18 protein-coding genes are annotated in these 25,218 nt (G+C 40.9%); 11 read left to right on the top strand and 7 right to left on the bottom strand.

Features of this window, described 5'->3' with window-relative positions:
• Positions 1-34 precede the first annotated feature (34 nt).
• The 7 genes from KXQ82_RS06895 (at position 35) to KXQ82_RS06925 (ending at position 12,591) form a co-directional block, all read left to right on the top strand.
• Positions 35-925 carry an inositol oxygenase family protein gene (locus KXQ82_RS06895; RefSeq protein WP_219487417.1) on the top strand — a complete coding sequence of 297 codons (891 nt, stop codon included), beginning with the start codon at positions 35-37 and terminating at the stop codon, positions 923-925.
• 48 nt (positions 926-973) lie between these two features.
• The gene (locus KXQ82_RS06900) at positions 974-4,024 is read left to right on the top strand and encodes a SusC/RagA family TonB-linked outer membrane protein (protein WP_219487418.1); all 3,051 of its coding nucleotides are present in this window, start codon (positions 974-976) and stop codon (positions 4,022-4,024) included.
• A gap of 20 nt (positions 4,025-4,044) precedes the next feature.
• Positions 4,045-5,727, top strand: coding sequence for a RagB/SusD family nutrient uptake outer membrane protein (locus tag KXQ82_RS06905; RefSeq protein ID WP_219487419.1), 1,683 nt, complete (start codon positions 4,045-4,047; stop codon positions 5,725-5,727).
• Positions 5,728-5,851: 124 nt separating this feature from the next.
• Positions 5,852-7,072, top strand: a complete 1,221-nt coding sequence (locus KXQ82_RS06910) for an acyltransferase family protein (RefSeq protein ID WP_219487420.1) — start codon at positions 5,852-5,854, stop codon at positions 7,070-7,072.
• A 52-nt stretch (positions 7,073-7,124) separates the two neighbouring features.
• Positions 7,125-8,750, top strand: coding sequence for a sodium:solute symporter family transporter (locus KXQ82_RS06915; protein ID WP_219487421.1), 1,626 nt, complete (start codon positions 7,125-7,127; stop codon positions 8,748-8,750).
• Between the two features lie 68 nt (positions 8,751-8,818).
• Positions 8,819-10,342: a glycoside hydrolase family 28 protein gene (locus KXQ82_RS06920; RefSeq protein WP_255563491.1), complete on the top strand. Its 1,524-nt coding sequence runs from the start codon at positions 8,819-8,821 to the stop codon at positions 10,340-10,342.
• A gap of 38 nt (positions 10,343-10,380) precedes the next feature.
• Positions 10,381-12,591: an alpha-N-acetylglucosaminidase gene (locus tag KXQ82_RS06925; RefSeq protein WP_219487423.1), complete on the top strand. Its 2,211-nt coding sequence runs from the start codon at positions 10,381-10,383 to the stop codon at positions 12,589-12,591.
• A 48-nt stretch (positions 12,592-12,639) separates the two neighbouring features.
• Here the strand turns inward: KXQ82_RS06925 and KXQ82_RS06930 are convergent, their stop codons facing one another.
• The 5 genes from KXQ82_RS06930 to KXQ82_RS06950 form a co-directional block, all read right to left on the bottom strand.
• Positions 12,640-14,724, bottom strand: coding sequence for a tetratricopeptide repeat-containing sensor histidine kinase (locus KXQ82_RS06930; RefSeq protein ID WP_219487424.1), 2,085 nt, complete (start codon positions 14,722-14,724; stop codon positions 12,640-12,642).
• A gap of 126 nt (positions 14,725-14,850) precedes the next feature.
• A complete protein-coding gene (locus KXQ82_RS06935) occupies positions 14,851-15,462 on the bottom strand; it encodes a class I SAM-dependent methyltransferase (protein WP_219487425.1) in 612 nt (203 codons plus the stop codon).
• A 1-nt stretch (position 15,463) separates the two neighbouring features.
• Entirely contained in the window at positions 15,464-16,036 is a 573-nt protein-coding gene (locus tag KXQ82_RS06940) for a pentapeptide repeat-containing protein (RefSeq protein WP_219487426.1), read from the bottom strand.
• Positions 16,037-16,149: 113 nt separating this feature from the next.
• Complete coding sequence (locus tag KXQ82_RS06945) at positions 16,150-16,935, bottom strand: GLPGLI family protein (RefSeq protein WP_219487427.1); 786 nt, start codon at positions 16,933-16,935, stop codon at positions 16,150-16,152.
• Positions 16,936-16,940: 5 nt separating this feature from the next.
• Positions 16,941-19,733, bottom strand: coding sequence for an outer membrane beta-barrel protein (locus tag KXQ82_RS06950; protein WP_219487428.1), 2,793 nt, complete (start codon positions 19,731-19,733; stop codon positions 16,941-16,943).
• A 235-nt stretch (positions 19,734-19,968) separates the two neighbouring features.
• Between KXQ82_RS06950 and KXQ82_RS06955 the strand changes: the two genes are divergently transcribed.
• Both KXQ82_RS06955 and KXQ82_RS06960 read left to right on the top strand, forming a co-directional pair.
• On the top strand, positions 19,969-22,458 hold the full coding sequence (locus KXQ82_RS06955) for a S9 family peptidase (protein WP_219487429.1): 2,490 nt from the start codon (positions 19,969-19,971) through the stop codon (positions 22,456-22,458).
• 117 nt (positions 22,459-22,575) lie between these two features.
• Positions 22,576-23,358, top strand: coding sequence for a bestrophin-like domain (locus KXQ82_RS06960; protein ID WP_219487430.1), 783 nt, complete (start codon positions 22,576-22,578; stop codon positions 23,356-23,358).
• 3 nt (positions 23,359-23,361) lie between these two features.
• On the opposite strand, the gene KXQ82_RS06965 is transcribed toward KXQ82_RS06960, so the two are convergent.
• Positions 23,362-23,751, bottom strand: coding sequence for a RidA family protein (locus KXQ82_RS06965; protein WP_219487431.1), 390 nt, complete (start codon positions 23,749-23,751; stop codon positions 23,362-23,364).
• 117 nt (positions 23,752-23,868) lie between these two features.
• Here KXQ82_RS06965 and KXQ82_RS06970 point away from each other — a divergent pair, with 117 nt between their 5' ends.
• Together KXQ82_RS06970 and KXQ82_RS06975 are read left to right on the top strand one after the other, a co-directional pair.
• Positions 23,869-24,108, top strand: coding sequence for a hypothetical protein (locus KXQ82_RS06970; protein WP_219487432.1), 240 nt, complete (start codon positions 23,869-23,871; stop codon positions 24,106-24,108).
• Positions 24,109-24,132: 24 nt separating this feature from the next.
• Positions 24,133-24,711, top strand: a complete 579-nt coding sequence (locus KXQ82_RS06975) for a peroxiredoxin-like family protein (protein ID WP_219487433.1) — start codon at positions 24,133-24,135, stop codon at positions 24,709-24,711.
• A 91-nt stretch (positions 24,712-24,802) separates the two neighbouring features.
• Here KXQ82_RS06975 and KXQ82_RS06980 read toward each other — a convergent pair whose 3' ends face one another.
• Positions 24,803-25,135 carry a hypothetical protein gene (locus KXQ82_RS06980; RefSeq protein ID WP_219487434.1) on the bottom strand — a complete coding sequence of 111 codons (333 nt, stop codon included), beginning with the start codon at positions 25,133-25,135 and terminating at the stop codon, positions 24,803-24,805.
• Positions 25,136-25,218 lie beyond the last annotated feature (83 nt).

The following is a 25,218-nucleotide window of genomic DNA, read 5'->3' on the forward strand; positions in this document are numbered from 1 at the left end:
TTATTGTTTTAGTTAAAACAAAACATTTCTTGATATGAATAATACTAAAGGTACTGCCGTGAGCGAGAATGCAACACCGCTTTCTAATCTGGACGAATGGGAGGATGACGTACTTAGGCGTTACCCTGATCCTGCAAGCATTAATGAGGACAAAAAGGTAGAAGAGTTTAGAAACTACGAGGAAACAGAAAAGGATGGTGTTAAGGAATTTTATCGGATTAACCACAAATTCCAGACATACGATTTTGTAACGCAAAAAAGAGACGAGTTTTTAAAGTTTGATAAAAAGGAGATGCCAATATGGGATGCTTTCGCCTTTTTAAATCAACTGGTGGATGACTCGGATCCGGATACGGATCTTGACCAGATGCAGCATTTACTGCAAACATCCGAAGCGATACGTAACGATAAACACCCTGATTGGATGGTATTGGTAGGTTTGATACACGATATGGGTAAAACCTTATGCCTTTTTGGCGAACCACAATGGGCTGTGGTTGGCGATACCTTCCCGGTAGGGTGCGCGTTTTCGGATAAGGTAGTTTACAGCGACTTTTTTAAGCACAACCCGGATATTAACGACAAGCGATTTAATACTGAGTTAGGCATATATAGCCGCCATTGCGGCTTAGATAATGTTACCATGTCATGGGGCCACGATGAATATGTTTACCACATGATGAAGGATCATATACCCGAACCTGGTTTGTATATGTTGCGTTACCACTCGTTTTACTCACAACACCGCGAACAGGCTTATAATCATTTAATGAGCGAGCATGATCATGAAATGTTTAAATGGGTATCCCTGTTTAATCCGTACGATCTGTACTCAAAAAATCCGAATCAAAAAAGCTGGGAAGAGCTAAAGCCATATTATGAGGACCTGGTGGCTAAGTATTTGCCTGCTACGCTAAAATTCTGATGCACACAATTAATAAACCAAATAAATGAACCCAATTTTACTTAAATCATGAGATTAAATCTTCAACTCAAAAAAAGGCAGTGGACGAGTTTACTCCTTTTTCTTCTATTCGTTTTTCAGCTTTCAACAAACTCCTTTGCACAATCGGGCAATATTACAGGCGTTGTGGTTGACAATAAAGGCGAAACTATTCCGGGTGTTACCGTAAAGGTAAAAGGTAAAACCGAGGCAGCGTCAACCGATGTTAAAGGCGCTTTCAGCATCGCTGCAAAAGCAGGTGATGTACTGGTGTTTAGTTCGGTGGGCTTTACAGCTAAAGAGGTAGTTGTTACTACCCAAAGTAAGTACAAAGTAGAGCTAACCGATGCCAATACATCATTAAAAGAATTGGTTGTAGTAGGTTACGGCACCAGTACCCGTAAAACACTATCCAGCTCAATTACTACCGTTAAACCCGAAGACCTGAACAAAGGTGCGATTGCCGACATTGGCCAATTGCTGCAAGGTAAGGTAGCGGGCTTAAACATTACCGCCAGCGGCGACCCTAATAAGCCGGCTGCTGTTATTATGCGTGGTGCATCAACCATTAACAGCCCCGGTGCTCCATTTTATGTAATAGATGGTATTCCAGGTGCTGATATTACCGCTGTTGCACCTGCCGATATTGCATCTATCGATGTATTGAAAGATGCCGCCGCGACAGCGATCTACGGTAACCGTGCCAGCAGTGGTGTTATTATGGTAACTACTAAACGTGGTAAAAAAGGGCAATCGCAGGTAGCATACAGCGGTTATGTTGCAATGGAAAAAGTAAGTAACAAACTTGACCTGATGAATGCCGACCAATTGCGCTCTTACGTTACCTCAAATGGTAGCTCATTCTCATCGGTTGATGATATTAACCCGGGCAAAATCAACACCGATTGGATGGCTGCTATTGAGCGTTCAACAGGCTTTTCGCACAATCATAACCTTTCGTTAACCGGTGGCGGTGAGCATAGCACTTATAGTGCCAGCCTTAATTACCTGAGTAAGCAAGGTATTTTAGCAGCAAGTTCATTAGAGCGTGTTATAGGCCGCTTAAACCTTGATCAATATGCCTTAAATGATAAAATTAAATTTAGCTTAAGCTTGGCTAACTCAAGCAGTACCGCAAATAACGAACCATTACAAAATGTGGTGTTGTTGCAGGCGGCTAAACGTTTGCCTATTTCGCCTATCACCAATGCTGATGGTAGCTATTTTGAAAACACAGGTCGTTTAAGCACAGGTTATTATAACCCACTTGCCCTGGTTGCCAATGCTCAGGATCAAACCAAATACACTGTAACAATGGCTGCCTTTAATACACAGATAAAATTGCCATTGAGTTTAACTTACAATGTAAACCTATCATATCAAAAAACATCGGCCCTGCACGGTGAGTATTACGGCAGTTACTTTTTCCCCCTCTCCACAGGGTTTTACAACAATCCTGACCCGGGTATAGGTATATCACACTCCTTAGTAACTTTTCCCCAAAATGGTTCGGCTATACGCAGCGAATATGAAAATACCGCCAAAACGTTAGAGACTTTTTTGTCATGGAATAAATCATTTGGCGACCATTCGTTAACTGCAGTATTGGGTTATTCATACCTGGATAATATTTATGGAGATGGTTTAACATCATCAAGCGCCAACTTCCCTAATGATAACATCGGTTTTCAAAATTTATCATTAGGTAGCCCATACGCCCTTGCGAGTTACAGAATAAACGTTGGTGCCGACCGTACTTATGGCGAAACCTTACTGATTTCTGATTTCTTTAGGTTAAACTATAACTATAAAGACAAATACCTGTTCCAGGGCTCAATCAGGAAAGATGGCAGCTCTGTATTTGGCGATAACAATCACTGGGGATATTTTCCATCAATTGGTGTTGCCTGGAGGATAGGAGAGGAAGACTTTATGAAAAATCAGTCGCTGTTTTCTGATTTGAAATTACGTGCCAGCTATGGTAAAACAGGTAATTCGGCAGGTATTGATGCATACACCGCTAAGTTGGTTTATGTTAGTGCAGGCACATATTATAATAATGGACTACAGGTTGGCGCATATGCGCCAGGGCAAGGCGCAAACCCTGATCTAAAATGGGAAACAACTGCGACTTCGAACATTGGTGTTGATTTCGCGATACTTAAGGGCAAAGTTTCGGGCTCTGTTGATGTGTATAATAAAACTACTGACGGTATGCTGTTTTACTATTCGGTATCACCTACGCTGGTTCCCGGCGGTCATATATGGGCAAACAGCGGTAGCATTAACAACAAAGGGATCGAGTTTAGCCTGACTGCCAACGCAATAAGTAAAAAGGATTTCAACTGGTCATCATCACTTAATTTAGCTTATAATAAGAATGTGATAAACAGTTTACAAGGTACCTATGGTAATAGTGATATGACCTTGTACTCTGATCCGGAAGGACCGGGCTTAACCAATGCTACCGTACAAGTATTGAAAGAAGGTATGCCCCTCGGCCAGTTTTATAGCTTTAAGTATGCAGGTAAAGATCCTTCAACAGGCAAATCACTTTTCTATAAGGCGGATGGTACAACTACTACTCAACCGGCTATCAAAGCGGATTACTTTTTCTTAGGCAGCCCGCAGCCATCAGTATTAATGGGTTGGAGCAATAACTTTAACTACAAGCAATTTGATTTGAGTTTCTTTTTGAGGGGATCTTTTGGCGGCAAAATAATGAACGCCACCCGTGCCGATCTGTCTTACGTTGCAAATGCTAACAACAATAATATTCTTAACAGCGCTTCGGGCGATAAAATGTCAGATGGTAGCAACAATTTTTACTCAGATAGATATTTAGAGAATGGCTCGTACGTACGACTGGATAATGCTACACTTGGTTATACTATAAAGAATCCTTTTACTAACGTAAGCAATATCAGGATGTATTTTACGGCTAATAATGTGTTTACTATTACTGGTTATAAAGGTATTGATCCTGAAATAAACCAGGGAGGTGCATCTCCGGGTGTTGATTATAATAACTTCTATCCCAAAACACGCACTTTGTTACTCGGTTTTAACATATCGTTTTAAAATAAATACTTAAAAAAGACATGAAAAAGATAATTTTAGGGATATTAAGCATTACTGCCATCGTTGGCATGATGTCGTCCTGCCAAAAAATTGATGTGGCTGTTACCTCAGAGCTAACGCCAGATTCTTACCCAAAAACTGATGCCCAATTCGCATCGGCGGAGGGCCCCATTTTTGTTGCTCTTCGTAATGATTACTCGGTATCATACTGGTTTATGCAAAGCTGTTCGAGCGATGAGGCCGTTCTGCCTACCTTTGGATCTAACTGGCTTGATGGTAATAAATATGCAGAATTGCACCGCCACACCTGGACAAAGGATAATGCCTGGGTAAATTCATCATGGTCATACCTTGCCAATATTATCGGCACGGCAAACCAAACCATATCGGTTATCAGAACTACAGCTCAGGCGGGTGCTACAAAGAATACAACTTTAGCGGAATTAAAAACTATGCGTGCGTTGGCTTTCTTTTATATGATGGATTCTTATGGCAACGTTCCGTTGGATACGCTTACCGGTATTACTACACCAAATCCTAATTCAACCCGTACACAGGTGTTTAACTTTGTTGAAAGCGAACTGAAAGCGGCCATCCCGTATCTTAAAAGCCCAAGCTCAGCTACTTATGGCTTTCCAACTAAATATCTGGCTTACGCTATACTGGCTAAAATGTATTTGAACGCACAGGTGTATACAGGCACAGATCGTTCTAATGACTGTATTGCGGCTTGCGACCAGATCATTAGTTCAGGAGCTTATTCATTAGAACCCATGGCCAGTTATCTCCAACAGTTTTCGCCAATAAACGCACCGGCAACAACCAGGGAGTTTATTTTTGCTATACCGTATGATGCTGCAACAACAAGCGGTAATATGTTTCATGCCCGTTATGACCTGAACCGTAACCTGGGTATCCGTTATAGTTATTCAGGGGCAACAGCTGGTGGCATTACAGACCCGGTTATGAACCAGAGTAGTGGCAGCGGCCTGGTTAACATAAAACCAAGTGGTCCGCGTATGACTACTTCTGAGTATTACGCTTATTTTGACGACCCTAACGATGTACGTAACAAACAATGGTTAACCGGACAGCAATACTGGCCAGATGGTACCCCTATTATGGTGAGTACTACTAACTCTGGGTATAACAGGTTTAGCCCTGGCAGCAATCCAACAGGAGCATATGTATATCCTTTAGTGCTCAGCCCGCTTACTTCAAGTTCGGTTCGTACAGGTACCAATTCATCGTTCGATTTAGGTGATGATGAGGTTGGATGGAACATTGGTTACCGTAACATTAAATTTTTGCCTGACTACACCAATACCAGCAGTAGAAACCAGAATAACGACGTGCCGATATTCCGTTATTCAGATATTATCCTGATGAAAGCTGAAGCTATTTTACGCGGGGGTACCGCAACTTTAGGTGCAACAGCATTATCATTGGTTAATCAAATTAAAGCGGTACGTACTACTTCAGCTGCGTTAACCAGCATTACCCTTGCGGGTATTTACAGCGAACGCTGCAAAGAGTTTGCCTGGGAAACCTGGCACCGTAATGATATGATCAGGTTCGGTCAGTTTGAGAATACGTATGGCTTGGGTAAAACAGATGCTGATCCAAATCACCGTATATTCCCTATCCCAACTATCGCATTGAGTACCAATTCGAAATTAGTTCAAAATCCTGGCTATTTCTAAGGTTTTCATACCGATAAAACCTCCGGCGAGCACACGCGCCGGCGGTTTTTATTAAATACCAATTCTTCACTACTACGCACACACTGTTGCCCAAACTTTTAACGTTATACGTAGCAAAACCAATATGATACCGGTATACCCCGCTGCTCAAAATCAAATTGTAAAAACAAACCGGCTTGTATCGCTTGATGCTTTACGTGGTTTTGATATGTTTTGGATAATTAGTGGCGAAGAAATATTTCATGGTTTTGCCGGGGTAGTAAAAAGCAAGTATGGCTTGATACAAAATACTACAGACTGGCAAATAGCTACTTATGGCCGTTTATCTTTTTTAGAGCGGGTAGCAGTAGGTATCAGTAACGAGTTACACCACTCGCCCTGGAATGGTTTTACATTTTATGATCTCATTTTCCCCTTATTTATATTTATTGCCGGCATTTCAATGCCATTTTCTTACAACAGGCAAGTTGCCGCGCCTGATACACGATCGAACAAACAGCACTTTGTAAGGTTATTTAAACGCACCGTTTTGCTGATACTTTTAGGTATGGTAGTAAACGGAGCTTTGCATTTTGTCGGCTACGAACACACCCGTTTTGCCAGTGTATTGGGCCGCATAGCGCTTGCCTGTTTTTTTGCCGCCATTATTTATTTGAACAGCTCGTTAAAATGGCAAATTGTATGGTTTGCTTCCATTTTGATAGGTTATTGGTTGTTAATGGTCTTAGTGCCGGTGCCTGGGCATGGTGCTGGTATACTAACACCCGGCGGAAACCTGTCGGCTTATATCGATCAGCTTTTTTTGCCCGGTAAATTACACCGGAAGGTTTATGATCCCGAGGGCTTATTATCAACCATTCCGGCTATTGCTACAGCTATGATGGGCATATTTACCGGTAGGTTTTTGCGATGGGAAGCAGGGGAGAAGCTGTCGCCTTTTAAAAAGATGTTGCTCATGTTTGCAGCGGGCATATTACTCATAGCAGGTGGGCTGCTTTGGAATATGGTTTTCCCGATCAATAAGAACATGTGGACAAGTTCGTTCACTATTTATGCAGGTGGTTGGAGTTTGCTCATATTCGCAGCGTTCTACGGAATTATTGACGTTGCAGGGTTAAAAACATGGTGCCGGCCTTTTGTATGGATAGGTACCAACTCCATATTGATCTACATAGCAGCACATGGGCTGATCAATTTTGAATCTACATCGCAGTTTCTGTTTGGTGGTATCATTAACAAAGTGCCAGTGCCATGGCAGCATCCCTTATTATGGATAGGTGTATTGATGATACAGCTGTTGTTATTGCGGTTTCTTTATCAAAAAAAGATTTTCCTGAAATTATAAATAGAATATTACGTAGCATTACTAACCGTTATTACCTAATATAAACCAATTAATGAACCAGTTACATAACCTCGACTACGTCGTTTTTTTTATCTACTTTATTATCGTAGCCAGTTACGGCTACTATGTATATCATAAAAAGCGATCACAAAGCATGAATGCCAAGGAGTATTTCCTTGCCGAAGGCTCGCTCACCTGGTGGGCTATAGGGGCATCGCTTATTGCATCAAACATATCTGCCGAGCACTTTATCGGCATGTCGGGCTCCGGTTTTGCTCTGGGGCTTGCCATATCATCATATGAGTGGATGGCTGCGGCTACACTTATCCTGGTGGCTGTTTTTATCATCCCGGTATATCTTAAAAACAAGATATTCACCATGCCGCAATTCCTCTCCATGAGGTATAATGATCATGTAAGTACTATTATGGCTGTTTTTTGGCTATTGGTGTACGTTTTTGTAAATCTTACCTCCATTATTTATCTCGGTGCGCTGGCTATCTCATCGATATCCACCATCAGTTTTGGCTGGAGTATTTTTGGCTTGTGTTTCTTCTCCATGATCGTTACCCTCGGCGGGATGAAGGTGATAGGTTATACCGATGTGATACAGGTGGTCGTATTGATCATTGGCGGTTTAATTACCACTTACTTAGCTTTAGATCTGTTAGCCCAACACTACGGTTATGGCGATAATATTATTAAAGCGTTGTCGGTATTACGCAAGGAGGCACCCGAGCATTTCCACATGATATTCGATTCGTCAAACAAGAATTACAAAGAACTGCCGGGTATTTCGGTATTGATAGGTGGTATGCTTATTAATAACCTGGCGTATTGGGGCTGCAACCAGTACATTGTACAGCGTGCCCTGGGCGCCGATTTGCCAACTGCCCGCAAGGGAATATTATTCGCGGCTTTTTTAAAGCTGTTGGTTCCTGTAATTGCTGTATTGCCGGGTATTATTATGTACCTGTTGCACAGCAAAGGCATGTTTACCGCCGAAATGAGCGATCATGGCGTTGTTAAGCCCGATCACGCTTATCCAACCCTCATTAACCTGCTGCCTGCCGGTTTAAAGGGTGTTGCCTTTGCTGCGCTTACCGCGGCCATTGTAGCATCGCTGGCAGGCAAAGCCAATAGCATTTGTACTATTTTTTCGCTCGATATTTATAAAAAATACCTCAATAAAAATGCAGACGAAAAAAAGATGGTACTTGTAGGTCGTTCGGCGGTGGTAGTTGCTATGGTTATAGCAGCAATTGTTACGCCCGCCTTAAAATCGTTAGATCAGGCTTACCAATTCATTCAGGAATATGTCGGGTTTATTTCGCCGGGAGTACTGGCTATATTTTTATTAGGTTTCTTCTGGAAACGCACAACTGCAAAAGCCGCTTTAACAGGTGCCATCCTAACTATACCACTATCAACCGTACTGAAGTTTTTACCGGTGTGGACGAATGGGGCATTTCCGGACTATCCCTTCTTAGACAGGATGACCATAGATTTCGTGGTGATCGTTATCGTGATGATCATCATTAGCCTGAGTACCAGGAAACCAGATGAAGCACATACTGTTGAAGTGGACACATCCATGTTCCGCATCAGCAGGAGTTTTGCCGTGGGTTCGGTAATTATTTGCGGTATACTTACCGCCTTGTACACTATTTTTTGGTAATGAATGCTGCTATGAAATCCATGAACGTTATAAATAACAGTACGGTTTTATATAAAAGTTGCCTGGCTATGTTGTTACTACTGCTTTTTATAAATGTAATTACAGCTAAAGCGCAGCCTGTAACCTACAACATTAGCCAATACGGCGCAGTTGCTGATGGCAAGACCGATAACACAAAAGCCATTCAAAAAGCTATTGATATTGCTGCCGGGAGCGGCGGCGGAACCGTTTTGGTACCAACAGGTAAATTTGTAACAGGTGTTATCTATCTCAAATCAAACATTGATCTGCATTTTGAAAATGGCGGCACTTTGCTGGCTTCGATTAACCGGATAGACTATGGCCCGCAAAAAGCATCGGCATTAATTGTGGCCAATAATGCGCAACATGTAAGTATTACCGGAGCCGGAACTATTGATGGCCGTGGCGATGCTTTGCTGAAGGATATTTACCGCATGCTTAAGGCCGGCATTTTAAAAGATGAGGAATGGCAAACTTATAACCCATGGCACCAAATGCGCCCCGCCGAAAGTAACCGCCCGCACCTGATAGATTTTACTGACTGTAAGGGCGTAGTCGTTAAAAATGTGACCATCAAAGACGGCCTTTGTTGGATACAGGAATATCGTAATTGCAGCGATATGATGTTTGACAGCATTAAGGTGCACAGCAATACTTTTTGGAATAATGATGGTATTGATCTTGTTGATTGTAAAAATGTAAAGGTAAGCAACAGTATTTTTAACGTGGCTGATGATGGCGTGTGTTTAAAATCATCAAACCCTAACAGTTATTGCGATAACATAGAAATATATAATTGCCGCATCCGCTCAAGCGCAAGCGCATTTAAAATGGGTACAGCATCATGGGGTGGTTTCAGAAATATCAAGGTACATGATATTGAAGTGTATGATACCTTCCGCTCAGCCATTGCTATTGAAACAGTGGATGGCGGTTTGATAGAGGATATTGATATCAGGAATGTGAATGCCAAAAATACCGGTAATGCCATATTTATCCGTTTGGGCCAGCGTAATAAAAATGCCGATCCGGGTATATTGCGCAGGGTGTATATTGGTAATGTAAAAGCAGAGGTACCGGCAGGTAAGCCCGATGCCGGTTACCCTATGGCCGGACCTGAGTTAAAGTTTAAGCACCATGTTTTCCCATCGGGAATAGATGGCATTAAAGGATATAGCGTGCAGGATGTTACTTTGGAGAATATTGATATCGCCTATGGGGGTACCGCGGAAGCGGCCAACTACGACAACTTTGATATGAGCAAGCTTGATAGCATACCGGAAGTAGTGAGTAATTACCCCGAGTTTTCGATGTTTGGCGAGTTGCCCGCATGGGGGTTTTTTGTGCGCCACGCAGAAGGTATTACCTTTAAAAATGTTAATTTAAGCTATCAAAAAAACGACTTGCGGGTAGCCTGCGTTTTTGATGATGTTAAAAAATTGAATATAGACGGGCTTAATATAGCTAAAACGCAAATAAGCCCAACTATTGTTATCCGTAACTCAACAACTATGGCTATTAATAATATCAAAGTAGCGGGTAAAACAAACGGGGATATATTGATAAAATAACATTGATTTTTAATCATGAACAACGATTTTTATTAAAGATGAGCATATTGAGATTTGTTTTTTTATGTGCGTTAATTACTTTTTTTTCGTTTTTTGCCTCGGCGCAAAATACCGTGGCCGACTCATACGGGTTGATCAAACGGCTCATCCCCGCAAGGGCAAATAGTTTTAGGGTTGAGTTACTTGCGCCTGGTACAGGGCATGACCAATTTGAGATACAAAATAAAAACGGTAAAGTAATTTTGCGTGGTAATAACGGTGTAGCGGTTGCATCGGCGTTCTATTATTATTTAACCGAGTATTGCCACTGCCAGGTTACCTGGAACGGTACTAACCTTAAACTGCCTGCGGTATTGCCCGTGGTAGTTGGTAAAATACGAAAACAGACACCTTATGAGTACCGCTATTATTTAAACTACTGTACATTTAACTACAGTATGAGTTGGTGGGATTGGTCGCGTTGGGAAAAAGAGATCGACTGGATGGCGCTGCATGGCATTAATATGCCGCTTGCCATAACCGGCGAAGAGTATACCTGGCTACAGGTGTACAAAGAAATGGGCTTTACCGATGATGAGCTGAGAAGCTTTTTTACCGGGCCGGCTTATTTTTCGTGGTTTTGGATGGGTAACATGGATAGCTGGGGCGGACCTTTGCCAATGCATTGGATGCAATCGCATTTCGACTTACAAAAAAAGATCATTAGCCGCGAGCGTGCCCTGGGTATGAAACCGGTTTTACCCGCTTTTACCGGGCATGTACCTGCTGCATTTAAAACCAAGTTCCCCAATGCCAAACTTAAAGCTACCAATTGGAAAAATGGTTTTGCCGATACCTATATACTCGATTCGGAAGACCCGATGTTTGCCCGGATAGGTAAACTGTTTTTACAGAAACAAACCGAACTGTTAGGTACCGATCATCTTTACTCTGCCGATACGTTCAATGAAAATGAGCCGCCATCCGATGCGCCCGAGTACCTAAGCAAACTTAGTGCAAGGGTGTACGAGGGTATGCACCAGGCAGATACCGCTGCGGTGTGGATAATGCAGGGATGGCTGTTTTACAGCGACCGCAAATTTTGGAAAGAACCACAAACAGAAGCCTTGTTAAAAGCAGTACCCGATGATAAGATGATCATTTTAGACCTGGCTACCGAAATTGAGCCGGTATGGAAACGGACCAGCGCATTTTACGGTAAACCATGGATATGGAACATGCTGAACAACTTTGGCGCTAATACCAACCTGTTTGGCCGCATGGATGTAGTTGCCCAGGCGCCTGCACAAGCCTACAACGATGCGGCCAGCGGAAAAATGAAAGGTATTGGTTTAACTATGGAGGGAATTGAACAAAACCCGGTATTATATGAACTACTTACCGATAATACCTGGCGTAACCAGCCTATTGATGTTAAAAGCTGGCTGGCAAATTATGTACTAAACCGCTACGGAAAAACAAATGGCGATGCCCTAAAGGCCTGGGATATTTTACGAAAAACCGTTTACGCTGTTCCGAAGGAGATGTATGTGCGCGATGGGGTCGAATCTATTATACAAGCCCGGCCAACTACGGATAGTACGGCACACTGGGCACGTACAAGTATGAATTATAATGCCGCGGATTTATTGCCTGCATGGCAATATATGATCAAAGCAGCTGGTGCCCTGCAACAAAGCGATGGTTATCGCTTTGACCTGGTTGACCTTACACGGCAGGTATTAGCTAATTACGCGCTGCCGCTGCAACGAAAATTTGTACTGGCGTACCGCCAAAAAAACATAGCGGATTTTAAAAAATATAGTGATGAGTTTATTGAACTTATTGATGATATGGATGGCCTGCTTGCCACCCGTAAAGATTTTTTACTGGGTACCTGGATTGCCGACGCACGGCGTTGTGGCATTACCGATAATGAAAAAGCTATTTACGAAATGAACGCGAAAGACCTGATCACGCTATGGGGTGATAAGGATTGCCCCTTGAACGAGTATGCCTGCAAGCAATGGAGCGGGCTGTTGGGCGACTTTTACAAGCCACGGTGGCAACAGTATTTTGCTCAGATTACTTCAGATATTACTGGTAAAAAGCCACTGGATAAGCAAGCCTTTGAAAGCCAAATTAAAACCTGGGAGTGGAATTGGGTTAACACCCGAAAAGATTACCCGGCGATAGCACAAGGCAATTCGGTTATAAAAGCAAAGCAACTTTACCACAAATATTGGCTGAAGCTTAATACGATAAAATAATAGTTTCCATAACATACTTAAAGGCAGTTTGTAATGCTTTTAAGTATGTTATGTTGTCCCTAAAGGCAGTTCAATCCAAAATGTTGTACCGGCGCCTTCTTTTGTTTCAAACCAAATTTTACCATTATTTTGATCTATCATATCCTTACACAGTATTAAACCTAAATGATTTCCTTTTTCTCCGTTACTGCCGGATGAAACCGTATGTTCAAGTTTAAAAAGTTTTTCACGGTCGGTGTCACTAATACCAGGCCCGGTGTCTTTTACCCCAATAATTACTGTTTTGCCAATTATTTCGGTACTGAGGGTTATTCTGTCGCCAGGCTTACAGAATTTTATACTGTTTGAAAGCAGGTTCCTGATAACCAGGTTAATCATATTCTCATCTGCATAAACCAATACCGGGCGAATAGAAAGGTTAATAATATTCAATTTTTTCAAACTGATCTTGCTCGAAAATAAGTGTATATTTTCTGCTATACACTCACTGATGCTAAAATTTTGGGGTTGGATAATCATACCATCAAGCTGGTTTTTTGACCATTCGAGCAGGTTGTCTAAAAAAGCGCCTGTAGTTAATATGGTATCTTCCAATTGTGTAAGTAGCATACCCAATTCATCTTTGCCTATTGCGCCTTCGCGATAGATCATAAACAAAGATTGCAATGTAGATAAAGGGCCACGTATATCATGAGAGATGATGGAAAAGAACTTGTTTTTTACTTCGTTAAGCTTCTCAAGTTCAGTATTTTGGTTGGTTGTGAGCTCCATTTGGGTACGCAACTCTTCATTGATGGTAGCTATCTCTTCTTTTTGCTGTTCGAGCAATTTATTGGTGGCTTGTTTTTGCGCATTGCGGCGATAGAAAACAACTAATAATAAGGTTACAGTACCCAGTATGATCAGCGTGATTATAATTGCATTACTATACTGGTTAAGGCGGGTAAGGTAATCTGTATTTTTAGATGCGATGATCTTATTATCTTTTGATAAGGTGGCATTTTCTGAACGAATACGGATAAACTCAGTTTGGTTAACATCTTTTAACGCTTTTTCGGTAAGAAGGCTATCCTGAGTTTTTATATAAAGCGTTTGATATTCGAATGCTTTATCAATTTGATGGTTACCTTTATAAGCCGGTACCAACTTATCCAAAGCATCAATTGCAGCAAGTTTTGATTTAATGCTGTATCCTAATTTTAATGAGGCCAGCCCGGCAGATATCGCCTTATCATATTCATGCATATCCGTATATACCCCGGCCAGGGTAGTTAACACAGCACTCTCTTCGTACTTGTTTTTTAGTGTACGCATCGAGTCGAGTGCGGGCAGTAAATTTTTAAGTGCCATATCATATTGTTTTTTATTACGATAGGCTATGCCAATTGCCCGTTTTACCAATGCGCTTCCATTTATATCGCCTAATTTTTCACGTATTTCCAAGCTTCTGCCCAGGTAATCCAGGGCTTTATCGTTTTGGTTAGTTGCATAATAACAGCCGCCCAACGTGTACAATGCATAACCAATTCCTGCTTCATCTTTATCTTCTGTAGCGTTTTTAAGGCATTGGGCATAATAAGTTTCGGCTGTTTTATATTGGTGCAGATCAAAATAAAGTGAGCCAATATTGATGATTGCCTGGTTGAGGTATTTTTTATTGTTGAGCTTTTTTAAAATAGTGTATGCCTGGAAATAGTAGTTGATAGCTTCTTTTTTATCATCAAGCTGATCATAGGTAAAGCCCGTATTGGATAAACTTTTTGCCATGCCCAACTCATAGTTTGCTTGCCTGGCATCATTATAAGCTACCGAAAAATAATAAAGGGCACTATCAAGTTTCCCCCTGATGGCGCTTGATGTACCCATACTGATCTCGGCATCAACTAACGCTTTATCATTATGCAGCTTTTCGGCAAGGGTTTTAGCTATCCGGGCATAATAAAACTTTAGTGAAGGATCCGGCGAGGCGCTTAGTTTTTGAAGTATTTTTAGCCGAACGGTATCATGCGTGGCTTGTTGCAATTTTTGCTTAAGCGAATCAGTTTTTGATTGCTGGGCATAACAGGGTGTAATAAAAAGCAATAAGAGCCAAATATACCTGACAGATCGGGGGAAACGAGCTTGGTAAATCATTGTTTATAAATAAAATAGAGTTGCGGCTAAAATCAGTTCGCCCGGGCGACTGCTTTTAACAATAGCATCAAAGTTTAAATATAGACAATCAATTACTTTACGGCATTTATTTCATTGAAATAAATGCTATCGTTTTTGTAAACACCACGTAGTCATGCATCTTAAATTTTGCACGTTGGTGGTTTTAACAGGCTCATGCAGGTGCGCGTTAAGTTTTTGGGTATAATTTAGCAGTTGTTCCAGGTTTACTAAAAAGCGTTCAGACCCGTCAGGCAATAGGTACCTGCCATTGCCAAGGTTGTGTACCAGGGTTTCAATACCAATATCCGATGCCAGCCTGGCAAATAGGTACCCGCCGGGTTTTAGTACTCTCCACATGGATAGCAGCATGCGTTCAAAATGGATTTCGTTAGCTGCAAAGTGCAATACCGCACTGCTGATAACAAGATCGAAAGAGTGATCGCTAAAAGACATATTTTCGGCTTTAACTGCCTGAAAGTTTGCGGTAGGTATATCAGGCGCTAATGTTTGCGATAGCTGCCGCACAGCATCAATAGCATCCTTATTGGGGTCAATACCATAAACATCGTATCCGTTTTGCAGAAAGTACACCAGGTTTCGGCCGCCGCCGCAGCCTGCATCAAGTACGGTTTTGCAATTGGCATAAGTGCCTTTTAGCAATTGGTCGAAAAGGTAAATATCGATATTTCCGTAAAGTTGCTGTAGGGTGGCTGTCATTTTAAACTATTTTTATCTGGTACTTCTCCAATAGGCCGTAGATACCGTTGATAGAAAAGGAAGCTTTTTTGATGATATTCAATTCCGGTTCTATCGAATAATTGCGCGCGCTGATAAAGTTTGCTCCCGAGAGGTTTGTTTGATTAAATACAGCGCCTGACAGATCGCTGTCATTAAAAACCGATTCGGATAGTATCGCTCGGCTGAAGTTTACTTCCTTTAATGAGGATCTGCTAAAGTTGGTCTTTAGCATTTTTTTGCCCATAAAAGAAGAGTAATCCAGCATACAGCCATCAAAAGCTACACTGAACATCATATCCTGGCAATCGCTAAAAATGATGCCTAACATTTTGCAATTTTTAAATTGGGCATTGCTAAGGGTTGAGCCATTTAACTTTAGCATGGATAGGTTACAGCCATCAAAGGTGCAATCCAAAAATTTATTGTGCGGTGAGCTGCTGTTCGAAAAATCGCATTTTATAAAAGTGCAATCCTGAAACTCGCGACCTTTTATGGTTTGGCCGCTAAAAACTTCATTCTCAAAAGTGTGATTATCGTAGGAGAGGAGATCCATGTTTGTTGCTTTTGGCAAATATAAAACATCGGTTTGCCCTGTTGTAATGGTGTTGGCAAAAAAATGCCCCGGTAATTTTACCGGGGCATCAGTTACATCTTTATTTAAAGCAGCTATAATAAAAATGCTTTTAAAATAGCTTGTATCTCGGCATCGCTGTACCACCCCCGGCTTTTCAAACCGTCGTGTATGGTGGCAGATAGTTGCTTTACCGTTGTAGGTTTCCCTTTTGCGGGAGGTGTTAAAGCTTTATCAGTAACAGCTACATCGGTAACCTTGGTAGCAAACCATGTGATATTTTCGTGTGGGATGGCAACACCCAATATCATTCCGGGCAAACCGGCGAAAGATTCTGGCCCGCCCGAAACCGGGATCTGGTCGGTATAAAAAGCTACCACGTAAACAGAATCTAATACCAAGGCATTAGCCCTGCGACAATGAAAGCCTGCGATATCGCGTGTTTCGCTGGTTATTTTCCAGTTGATCTTTCGCACACTATCTTTTAACAGGTATTTATCTTCAAACACATTTTTATTGCTGGTGATGAGCTTGTTGGCTAAATCTGTATAAATGGTATTGTTCTGCTCGGCCATGGGGCTGCCAAAATTGTTAGGCAACATCACTTCGGGCTCAATAGGGGTAAACATGGTACGGTCTTTTGAAAATGTGAGCGTACTTTTAAGTGTTTTAAACTGTGGCTGGCTTTTTTTAAAGGCCTCATACATTGGGCCGTACCAGGTTTCGTTCTCTTTGTTTATCATGCGTTTTATTACCGCGTACATGTTTACTGTTCTGTCGTACTCAATGGTTCCAACGGTGGTAAAGTGTGTGTACTGTGCCTTCGCAAATTGGCCGCTAAGCAGTAGCGCGCAAGCTAATAGGGTTAATATTCGTTTCATATGTATTAATTTTTTGGTGCTGCCGATCCTCCCATACGGCTAAAATCATAACTGATGGAAAACATAAAATAGCGTTTAATAGTGGTATAGCTGTTCTGTGAAAATGTTGTGCCGTAGGCGTTGCGGTTAAAGCCAATGTTTTGGTTCAAAATGTCGTTACAGGCTAATGATATTTTAAGATTTTGTTCAGCAAAAAACTTTTTGGCAATGTGGGCATTAATTATTGTTTTCTCTAAATTCTCATTAAAAGATTGCGTTTTGCCTTTGAATGAGTAGTTGCCATCAAACCCAATTTCTGATTTGCCGGGCAGGTAAAAGTTGCCGCTCAGGTAGCCATTCCAGTTCATTCCGTTATTGTTTTTATCCGGCTGCAATGATGAGCCGCTTACCGTGTATGTTGGGCCTATACTGCCATAAATATCGAGCTTTTTATCAATGCTTTTTGATAAACCTACGCGGCCGTTGTAGTTAGTGGAGTGGGTTTCGTTTAGCTGATTGTTTGAGTAATTATATGATGTGCTGCTTGAAATATTACCGCCTAAGTTAATATTGATATTGCCCAGCGGCTTAACTTTTTGTCCAGCGTTAAAATACAGGCTCCAGTTAAATGGCGTACGGCTGGTAAGGTTGGCGTATTGTGTAACACTTTTACCCGTAGTTGTACTAAAGGTGGTATTATTTACAATAGGGTTTGAAGTGAACGAATAATTACCACTTACATACAACGATAAGCCACTTAATACCTTATACGAATTATAGTTTAAACTTAAATTATTACGGAATGAAGGTTTAAGATCAGGGTTACCGATGGTAAGATTCAGGTTATCGTTATTATCAACTATGGGTTGTATTTGGTTAATAGATGGTTGTGACATGGAACCATTGTAGTACAACGATAGTGATTTTTGCTGCGAAAACTTGTATTGGTAGTTAGCCTGCGGCCCCCAGTTTAAAAAACTCCGTTTAAAAATTTGACCATTAACTACATTGGTTTGTTCGTATGATACATCGGTAGCTTTGGTGCCAAAGGTTATGATGGTTTTAGCTCCGCGGTAGTTGAATATAGCGCCAAGCTGATTAGATAACTGGTTGAATTTATAATTGTTGCTGTATTGTTTGTTTATCTGGTCGTAATCGCCATTGGGTGTGCTTTGGTCGAAAGATTCTTTATCGGATGAACTGTTGTTAAAGCCCAAACCATAATTTAAGGTAACTGCAAACTTTTTGGTAAAGGGTTCACTGTAAGTAATGTTACTGGTTAAGTTATTGCTTAAGCCCGTACTTGGTTTAAACTGGTTAACGCTCGTATCTATTGTGCTGGCAGGGTTATAATAGTAAAACGTGGTGTGCGATTTTAAGTAGGCAGTTGTACGGCTTTCGTTATAAGTTTCGCTCACGTTTACAGAGAATGAACGACCCGGGCGCATAAATTTTTTGTTGTAAAATATGGTAGCGTTCAGTTGTTTTTGGTCGCTGTTGCTGCTTGTTTCGCGGGTGCCATGGTTGAGCAGGTTGTTAGCCCCATCAAAAGCATTGGTTATATATGTACTGTGGTTTTTAACATTTTTTAACGAGCCATCAATACTCACTTTTAAATTGGCTAACGAATCTATCTTCAGGTTATAAGTAGCATCCATTTTTTGTTTGAAAGATGAGTTATCGAAATCCTGCGTAGAGTTGTTGCTTAATATACTTGTTGGCAGGTTGTTTTGTGATAGTGTAGTGTTGTTACCTGTAACGTTTAAATAGCCGGTTTTATAGTTGCTGTTGATGGATGATTTATCGCTGTTCCACTTATCATCAAAATGCAAGCCGCCAGTGCGCGATACCGGGATACCCTGGCCGTTATAGTACAGATCATCGCCACCATAGTTAAAATAAATGCCGCCATCATCGGTAAAGCTCATGTTATCATTTGCGCCGGTATATTTGTTGGCATCTTCCCAACTTAAACCGGTTGTACCATCGTTACCCACAGTACCATATGCCGAAAAGCGCCTTTTGCCTTTAAAGGCATTAAAAGCGCCGGTACCTTCATAAAACTTATCTGTACCGTAACCGCCTGCAACTTTACCAAAGAAACCGTTCTTTTTGTCTTCTTTTAGCTTAATGTTAATGGTTTTATTTTTTACACCATCATCAATACCGGTAAAGGTAGCCTGGTCGCTTTTCTTATCATATAACTGTACTTTATCCACCATATCGGCACGGATATTTTTTGTAACAAGGGTAGGGTCGTCACCAAAAAACTCTTCGCCATCAACCAATACCTTACTCACGGTTTGGCCCTGGGCAGTAATTTTACCATCCTTATCCACCTCAATACCGGGGAGTTGCTTTAAAAGGTCTTCAACTTTTGCATTGGGGTGTACTACGAAGCTTGATGCATTAAACTCTGTAGTGTCACCCTTTATTTTGATGGCTGTTTTGGTGCCTTTTATCATTACCTCATGCAACAGGCGCGATTTTAGGATGAGGCTGATCTTACCAAAATCGACACTGGATTTTACCGAATCGAGCTGGAAGCGCTCAATATAATCTGCATATTCCGGATAAGATATCATGAGTATAAACCTGCCTTTTTTAAGGTTGCTCATTTCAAATTCACCATTCGCGTTTACGCGGGTATATTTAAACAGGGTTGAGTCTTTGGCGTTCAGTATGCAAACTGTTGTATTTACCAGTTTAACATTGACTACAGAATCGGTTACGGTACCCTTTACAGAATACTTGTTTTGCGCCAATACTGACAACGAACTTAAACAGCATGCAAAGAGGAGGGTTAGGTTTATCTTCATATATAATTTAGGTTGGTACAAGATATAAACTATTTTTATAGTTTGAAAATTATAACTAACTATTTAAGAATATTTAACTTTCGTTAACATAGTTTTATCGTGTACAACCATAAGATGCACAAAGTGCCTTTTTTGCACAATTGTATCAAAATAGTTACAATTGATGATGGATTTCAAAAATTATGTAAATTCAAGGCTTACACATTAGCATTAAATAACCGCCTCATTACGCATTATGATTAAATTTTACGCTCCCTTTTTATTTGTTTTATTTGCTGTTGGCGCTAAAGCGCAAACCGTTACAGTGCCTGCACAGCCAAAAGGCAATTACCAGCTGGCTTCAAAGTTTTCGCCAACAAAAATTTCCAAAATGGTATTTACCACTACTGTTGATGCGCATTGGTTAAAGTACTCCAACCGCTTTTGGTATGTTTATGAAACAGCGGATATTAAACGCTGGTTTATTGTTGATCCTGTAAAGAAAAGCAAGAGCGCCATATTTGATAATGCCAAACTTGCCGCCGAGATAACCCTGATTGTTAAGGACCCGTTTGATGCGCAGCATTTGCCTATCGAGAATCTGAAATTTACCAAAGATGAGCAAAGCATACAGTTTGAGCTAAAAAGCACCATTGACCAGGTTAAAAAGGACAGGAAGGATAAAAAAGCAGCGGACTCGTTAGAGAAGAAAACTTTTTACTTTACCTATAACCTGCAAACCAATAAACTAACCGAACTGAAGAATTATGATAAGGTAAAACCTAAACCGGTTTGGGCGTCTATAGCGCCAGATAGTTCGGCCATTATATTTTCTAAATTGTACAACCTGTATTGGATGGACAAGGACAATTATAAAAAAGCCCTGAAAAATGAAGATGATAGCACTATAGTTGAGCACCAGTTAACAAAAGATGGAATAGAATTTTACCAGTATGGCGGTAATGAAAATAACCAAACCAATATTGAGCTGATAAAGGATAAAAAGAAAAGAAAACCATCGAGGGTATTGTGGTCGCCAGATTCGAAGAGTTTTGTAATTATCCGCGAAGATGAGCGTAAAGTAAAAGACCTCTGGGTGATCAACAGCATTGCCGACCCCCGTCCAACCATCGAAACCTATAAGTATGCATTGCCAGGCGAGGCCGAGCAACCTAAAGTAGAAATGCTGTTGTTCAACTTTGCTACAAAAACAGCGCAAAAACTAAATACATCTTTGTTTAAAGATCAAACTTTAAGTACATGGCAAGCTCCGGTATTACAAAAGAACAGGGATAACGAGTTTACACCATCAGTTTGGCTGGGCGATAACGATCATTTTTACTTTTACCGTACAGGGCGCGATCTCAAAAAAATTGATGTTTGTAGTGTAGATACCCATACAGGCAAGGTAACCGTGCAGGTTGAAGAGCGGATGAATACTTATGTAGAGATAAACCGCCCCGGTTTAATAAACAATGGTGCCGAATTGGTAGAATGGAGCGAACGCGATGGCTGGGGGCATTTTTATCTGTATGATAATGCCGGGCACTTAAAAAATCAAATCACCGCTGGTTCATTCCATTGCAATGATATTGTGAATATTGATGAGAAAAAACGCATATTATACTTTACAGCATCGGGGCGCGAGACGGATGAAAACCCGTATTACGCCCACTTATATTCCATCAATTTAGATGGCAGCGCTTTAAAGTTATTAGATGCGGGTAACTTTACACATACCAGCAGCCTGAATGATAATTGCAGCTATTTTGTAAATACTTTTTCGCGTGTTAACGCCGCACCTAAATCTGTTCTGTATGATGGTTTGGGTAATAAAGTGATGGACCTGGAAACAACAGATATTTCGCGTATGGTGGCCGCAGGCTATAAATATCCTGAACCGTTTAAAGTAAAAGCGGATGATGGACGTACCGATCTGTACGGCGTAATGTACAAACCTTTTGATTTTGACCCGGCCAAAAAGTATCCGGTTATTGAATATGTGTACCCCGGCCCGCAAACCGAATCAGTTAACGCGGCGTTCAGCATACGCATGGATTATGTTGATCGTTTGGCACAACTGGGTTTTATTGTAGTAAGTGTTGGCAATCGTGGCGGTAGCCCTGAGCGTTCAAAATGGTATCACAATTATGGCTATGGTAACCTGCGCGATTACGGTTTGGCCGATAAAAAAGCTACCGTTGAACAATTGGCAGAGCGCTATCCGTTTATAGATGTTGATAGGGTAGGCATTACCGGCCACTCGGGCGGTGGTTTTATGAGCACCGCTGCCATGCTGGTTTACCCCGATTTTTTTAAAGTGGCGGTATCAGAGTCGGGCAATCATGATAACAGCGTTTACAATCGTTGGTGGAGCGAGAAACACAATGGTGTTAAAGAGATCGTTACTGCCAAAGGGGATACCACATTTCAATATACAATTGATAAAAACCCGGAGTTAGCTAAAAACCTTAAAGGCAGCCTCATGCTCTCTACAGGCGATATTGATAACAATGTACACCCGGCAAATACCATCAGGCTGATAAATGCGCTGATAAAAGCGGATAAACGTTTTGATTTTGTATTGCTGCCCGGCCAGCGCCACGCTTACGGCGATATGACGGAGTACTTTTTCTGGAAAAAGGCCGATTACTTTGTACAGCATTTGCTGGGCGATTACTCGCAGCCTGTAAGCATTATAGAAATGGACAGGGAAATTGAAATGACAGGGAAGAAAAAACCTTAATAAAAACAATAGTCATGTATCAAAAGCACCCAATATTATTGGGTGCTTTTTTTATATACTACTTTTTCATAAATCTAATTTTATTACCTTAACAGCACTAAATCTTATTAAAGTATCATGGATGTTTCTTATCATTTGCTGCAGTTGCGGCCCTTTGTTTTATTAAGTGTTATTGTTGTGTTTTTTGGATCAATAGGCGCGCTGGGAACCTATTTTTTCAGGAAGTACATTAAAATAAAGTATAAGGAAGGACATAATGAAGTAGTAGGGTATATCTTCGCTATTTTGGGTGGTTTTTATGGCTTATTGTTGGGTTTTGTGGTGTTTTTTGTGTGGGATACTTTAAACCAGTCGCAAACGCATGCTAACCAGGAAGGGAGTTTAGCAAGGGGCCTGTACCGCGATATTAAGTATTACCCTGATTCGGTTAAGATGAAGCCGCTGATGAAATACTATATGGAGTATGTACATGCCGTAGTGGAGATAGAATATCCAACCATGCAAAAGCTACAGCCTTTAACATCTAACGATCGTAAATTTTTTAATAACGTTTTTAGGGAAATAGAACGGCTTGATGCCAGCGACCCACGTGTTGAACAAATGTTCAGGCATTTAAATGAGTTGGCTACATACAGGGGCCTGAGGCAGTTGGACGGCGAATCGGATATCCCGGTGGAGATATGGATACCCTTGCTGCTTGGTGGTTTGATCATCCTCATCATCGCTATATTGGTTAAGGTTGAAAGCCTGGGTTTGCACATTGCTATAAATGCTTCGCTGGGCGCATTTATCGGAATAGTGATCTATCTGATCGTTATAATAGACCACCCCTTTACAGGCGAATTACGCATTACGCCAACACAATACAATTTAATATTACAGATGCAGCACGAGCAGTAGTATTTACACTAAAGCGATACACTCAACCGATATTAATATTGGCCCCGGAAAAGGCATTAACTGCGGAGCGCTGCGTGCAGGTGGGTTATCGGGGAAAAACTCGGTGTAAACTTTATTAATTACCTCAAAAGCAGGGTCGGCACCGGCTACCATAAATAGGGTGGTTTTAACCACTTTATCCATGCTGCTGCCTGCCTCTTCTAAAATTGTACGGATGTTGCGGAACGATTGGTAGGCCTGCTCTTCAAAGCCACCTTCAATAAGTTTACCTGTGGCCGGATCCATTCCCGCTGTTCCCGAAAGAAAAATAAAACCGCCCGCTATAACCGCTTGCGGTATAACATTGTTTAAACGTGGTACGCTTGCTGCATTAAAGCTTGTTTTTGTTGACATGGTGATATGTTTTGGGTTTGATATTAAATATATAAAAAATGCATTTAAAAATTTGTGTAAGGTATGTTACCCGGTTGCGACTAAGCTGAAAATATAAAACTAAAAACAACCACAAACATGAAAACTAAAAACGTAACAAAAGGCCTTATTTGCGCCATTGTTTCTGCCTGCTTTATTGTAAACGTAAACGCTGCACCTATTGCTGCTGTTACTTTGAAAGCCGATACCACCAAAATGGCTAAAAAGAAAATGGATGATAAAATTAAGGTGAACAAAAAGATGGATGACAAGATGAAGGTGGTGAAGAAAATGGAGAAAAAGAAAATGATGAAGAAAGATTCAGTAAGTAAAATGTAAGCAGTTATAATTAAGTAGAAAGAAATGAAAAAACTAATGCTATTAACCCTTGCTACACTGTTTAGTTTAAATATTATAGCGCAAAATGGGATAAAAAAGGGCAGCGATGCACCGGTGTTTACTGCTGTTGATAATACCGGTAAAACGGTTGACCTGAAAGCGGTGCTTAAAACGCACAAGGCTGTATTGCTATTCTTTTACCGCGGGCAATGGTGCCCGTATTGCAATAAACAGATGCAACACCTGCAAGACTCCCTAACCTTATTAACGCAAAGAGGAGTTTATGTAGTTGGCGTAAGCCCTGAAACGGAAGAGAACATAGGCAAAACTGTAACTAAAACACACGCCACTTTTTCGCTTATATCCGATAAGGGTTACAGGATAATGAAAGCATATGATGTGAATTATACAATGGACGCAGGCATGGTAACCAAATACAAAACTTATGGTGTTGACCTTGAAGCTAATAATGGCAATACCGACCACATGTTACCTGTTCCGGCTACTTATCTTATCAATAAAGCAGGTAAAATTACCTTCGCTCATTTTGATAAAGACTATAAAAAAAGAGCAACAGTGGCAGAAATTATTGCCGCGATGTAATCACTAACCAAAAATAAATTAAAAGCCTTCATTTAAACAATTCAGTTTAAACGAAGGCTTTTTTAATCCGTTTCATTTCGATGAAATATTATTAGTGCCTGCGTTCTCTTTTTGGATTAAAAGCAACAAGATATTGATGCTCATTAGTTTTGTTGTATAGGGTATCACCATCAAACTTTTTCGCTATTTCAGGTTTAGCCTGTATCAGTTTTTCGTTTACCTGTCCAAATAACTCGCCTAAAGTTTCAGGTAAAACTTTAGTTGATACAGTAGGGTGGTACTTTTTTTCGATATCTTTTTTTTCCTGACTTGTTGCAAGGCTTAACTGCCAGTTTTCTTCGGGCTTAAAGCCGTTTTCGCGTGCGCAGTTATTCAGGTCATAAATATAAACTTTGGCCTGATATTCGATTGTTTCTGTTGTCATGATATTGGTTTTAATGCTTATTACAGATAAAACTAAAGCCTAAAAATTACCGGGCAGAAAAATTGGCAATACCTAAGTAGGGA

Origin of the sequence: Mucilaginibacter rivuli, assembly GCF_019391655.1 — a bacterium.
Taxonomy (GTDB): Bacteria; Bacteroidota; Bacteroidia; order Sphingobacteriales; family Sphingobacteriaceae; genus Mucilaginibacter; species Mucilaginibacter rivuli.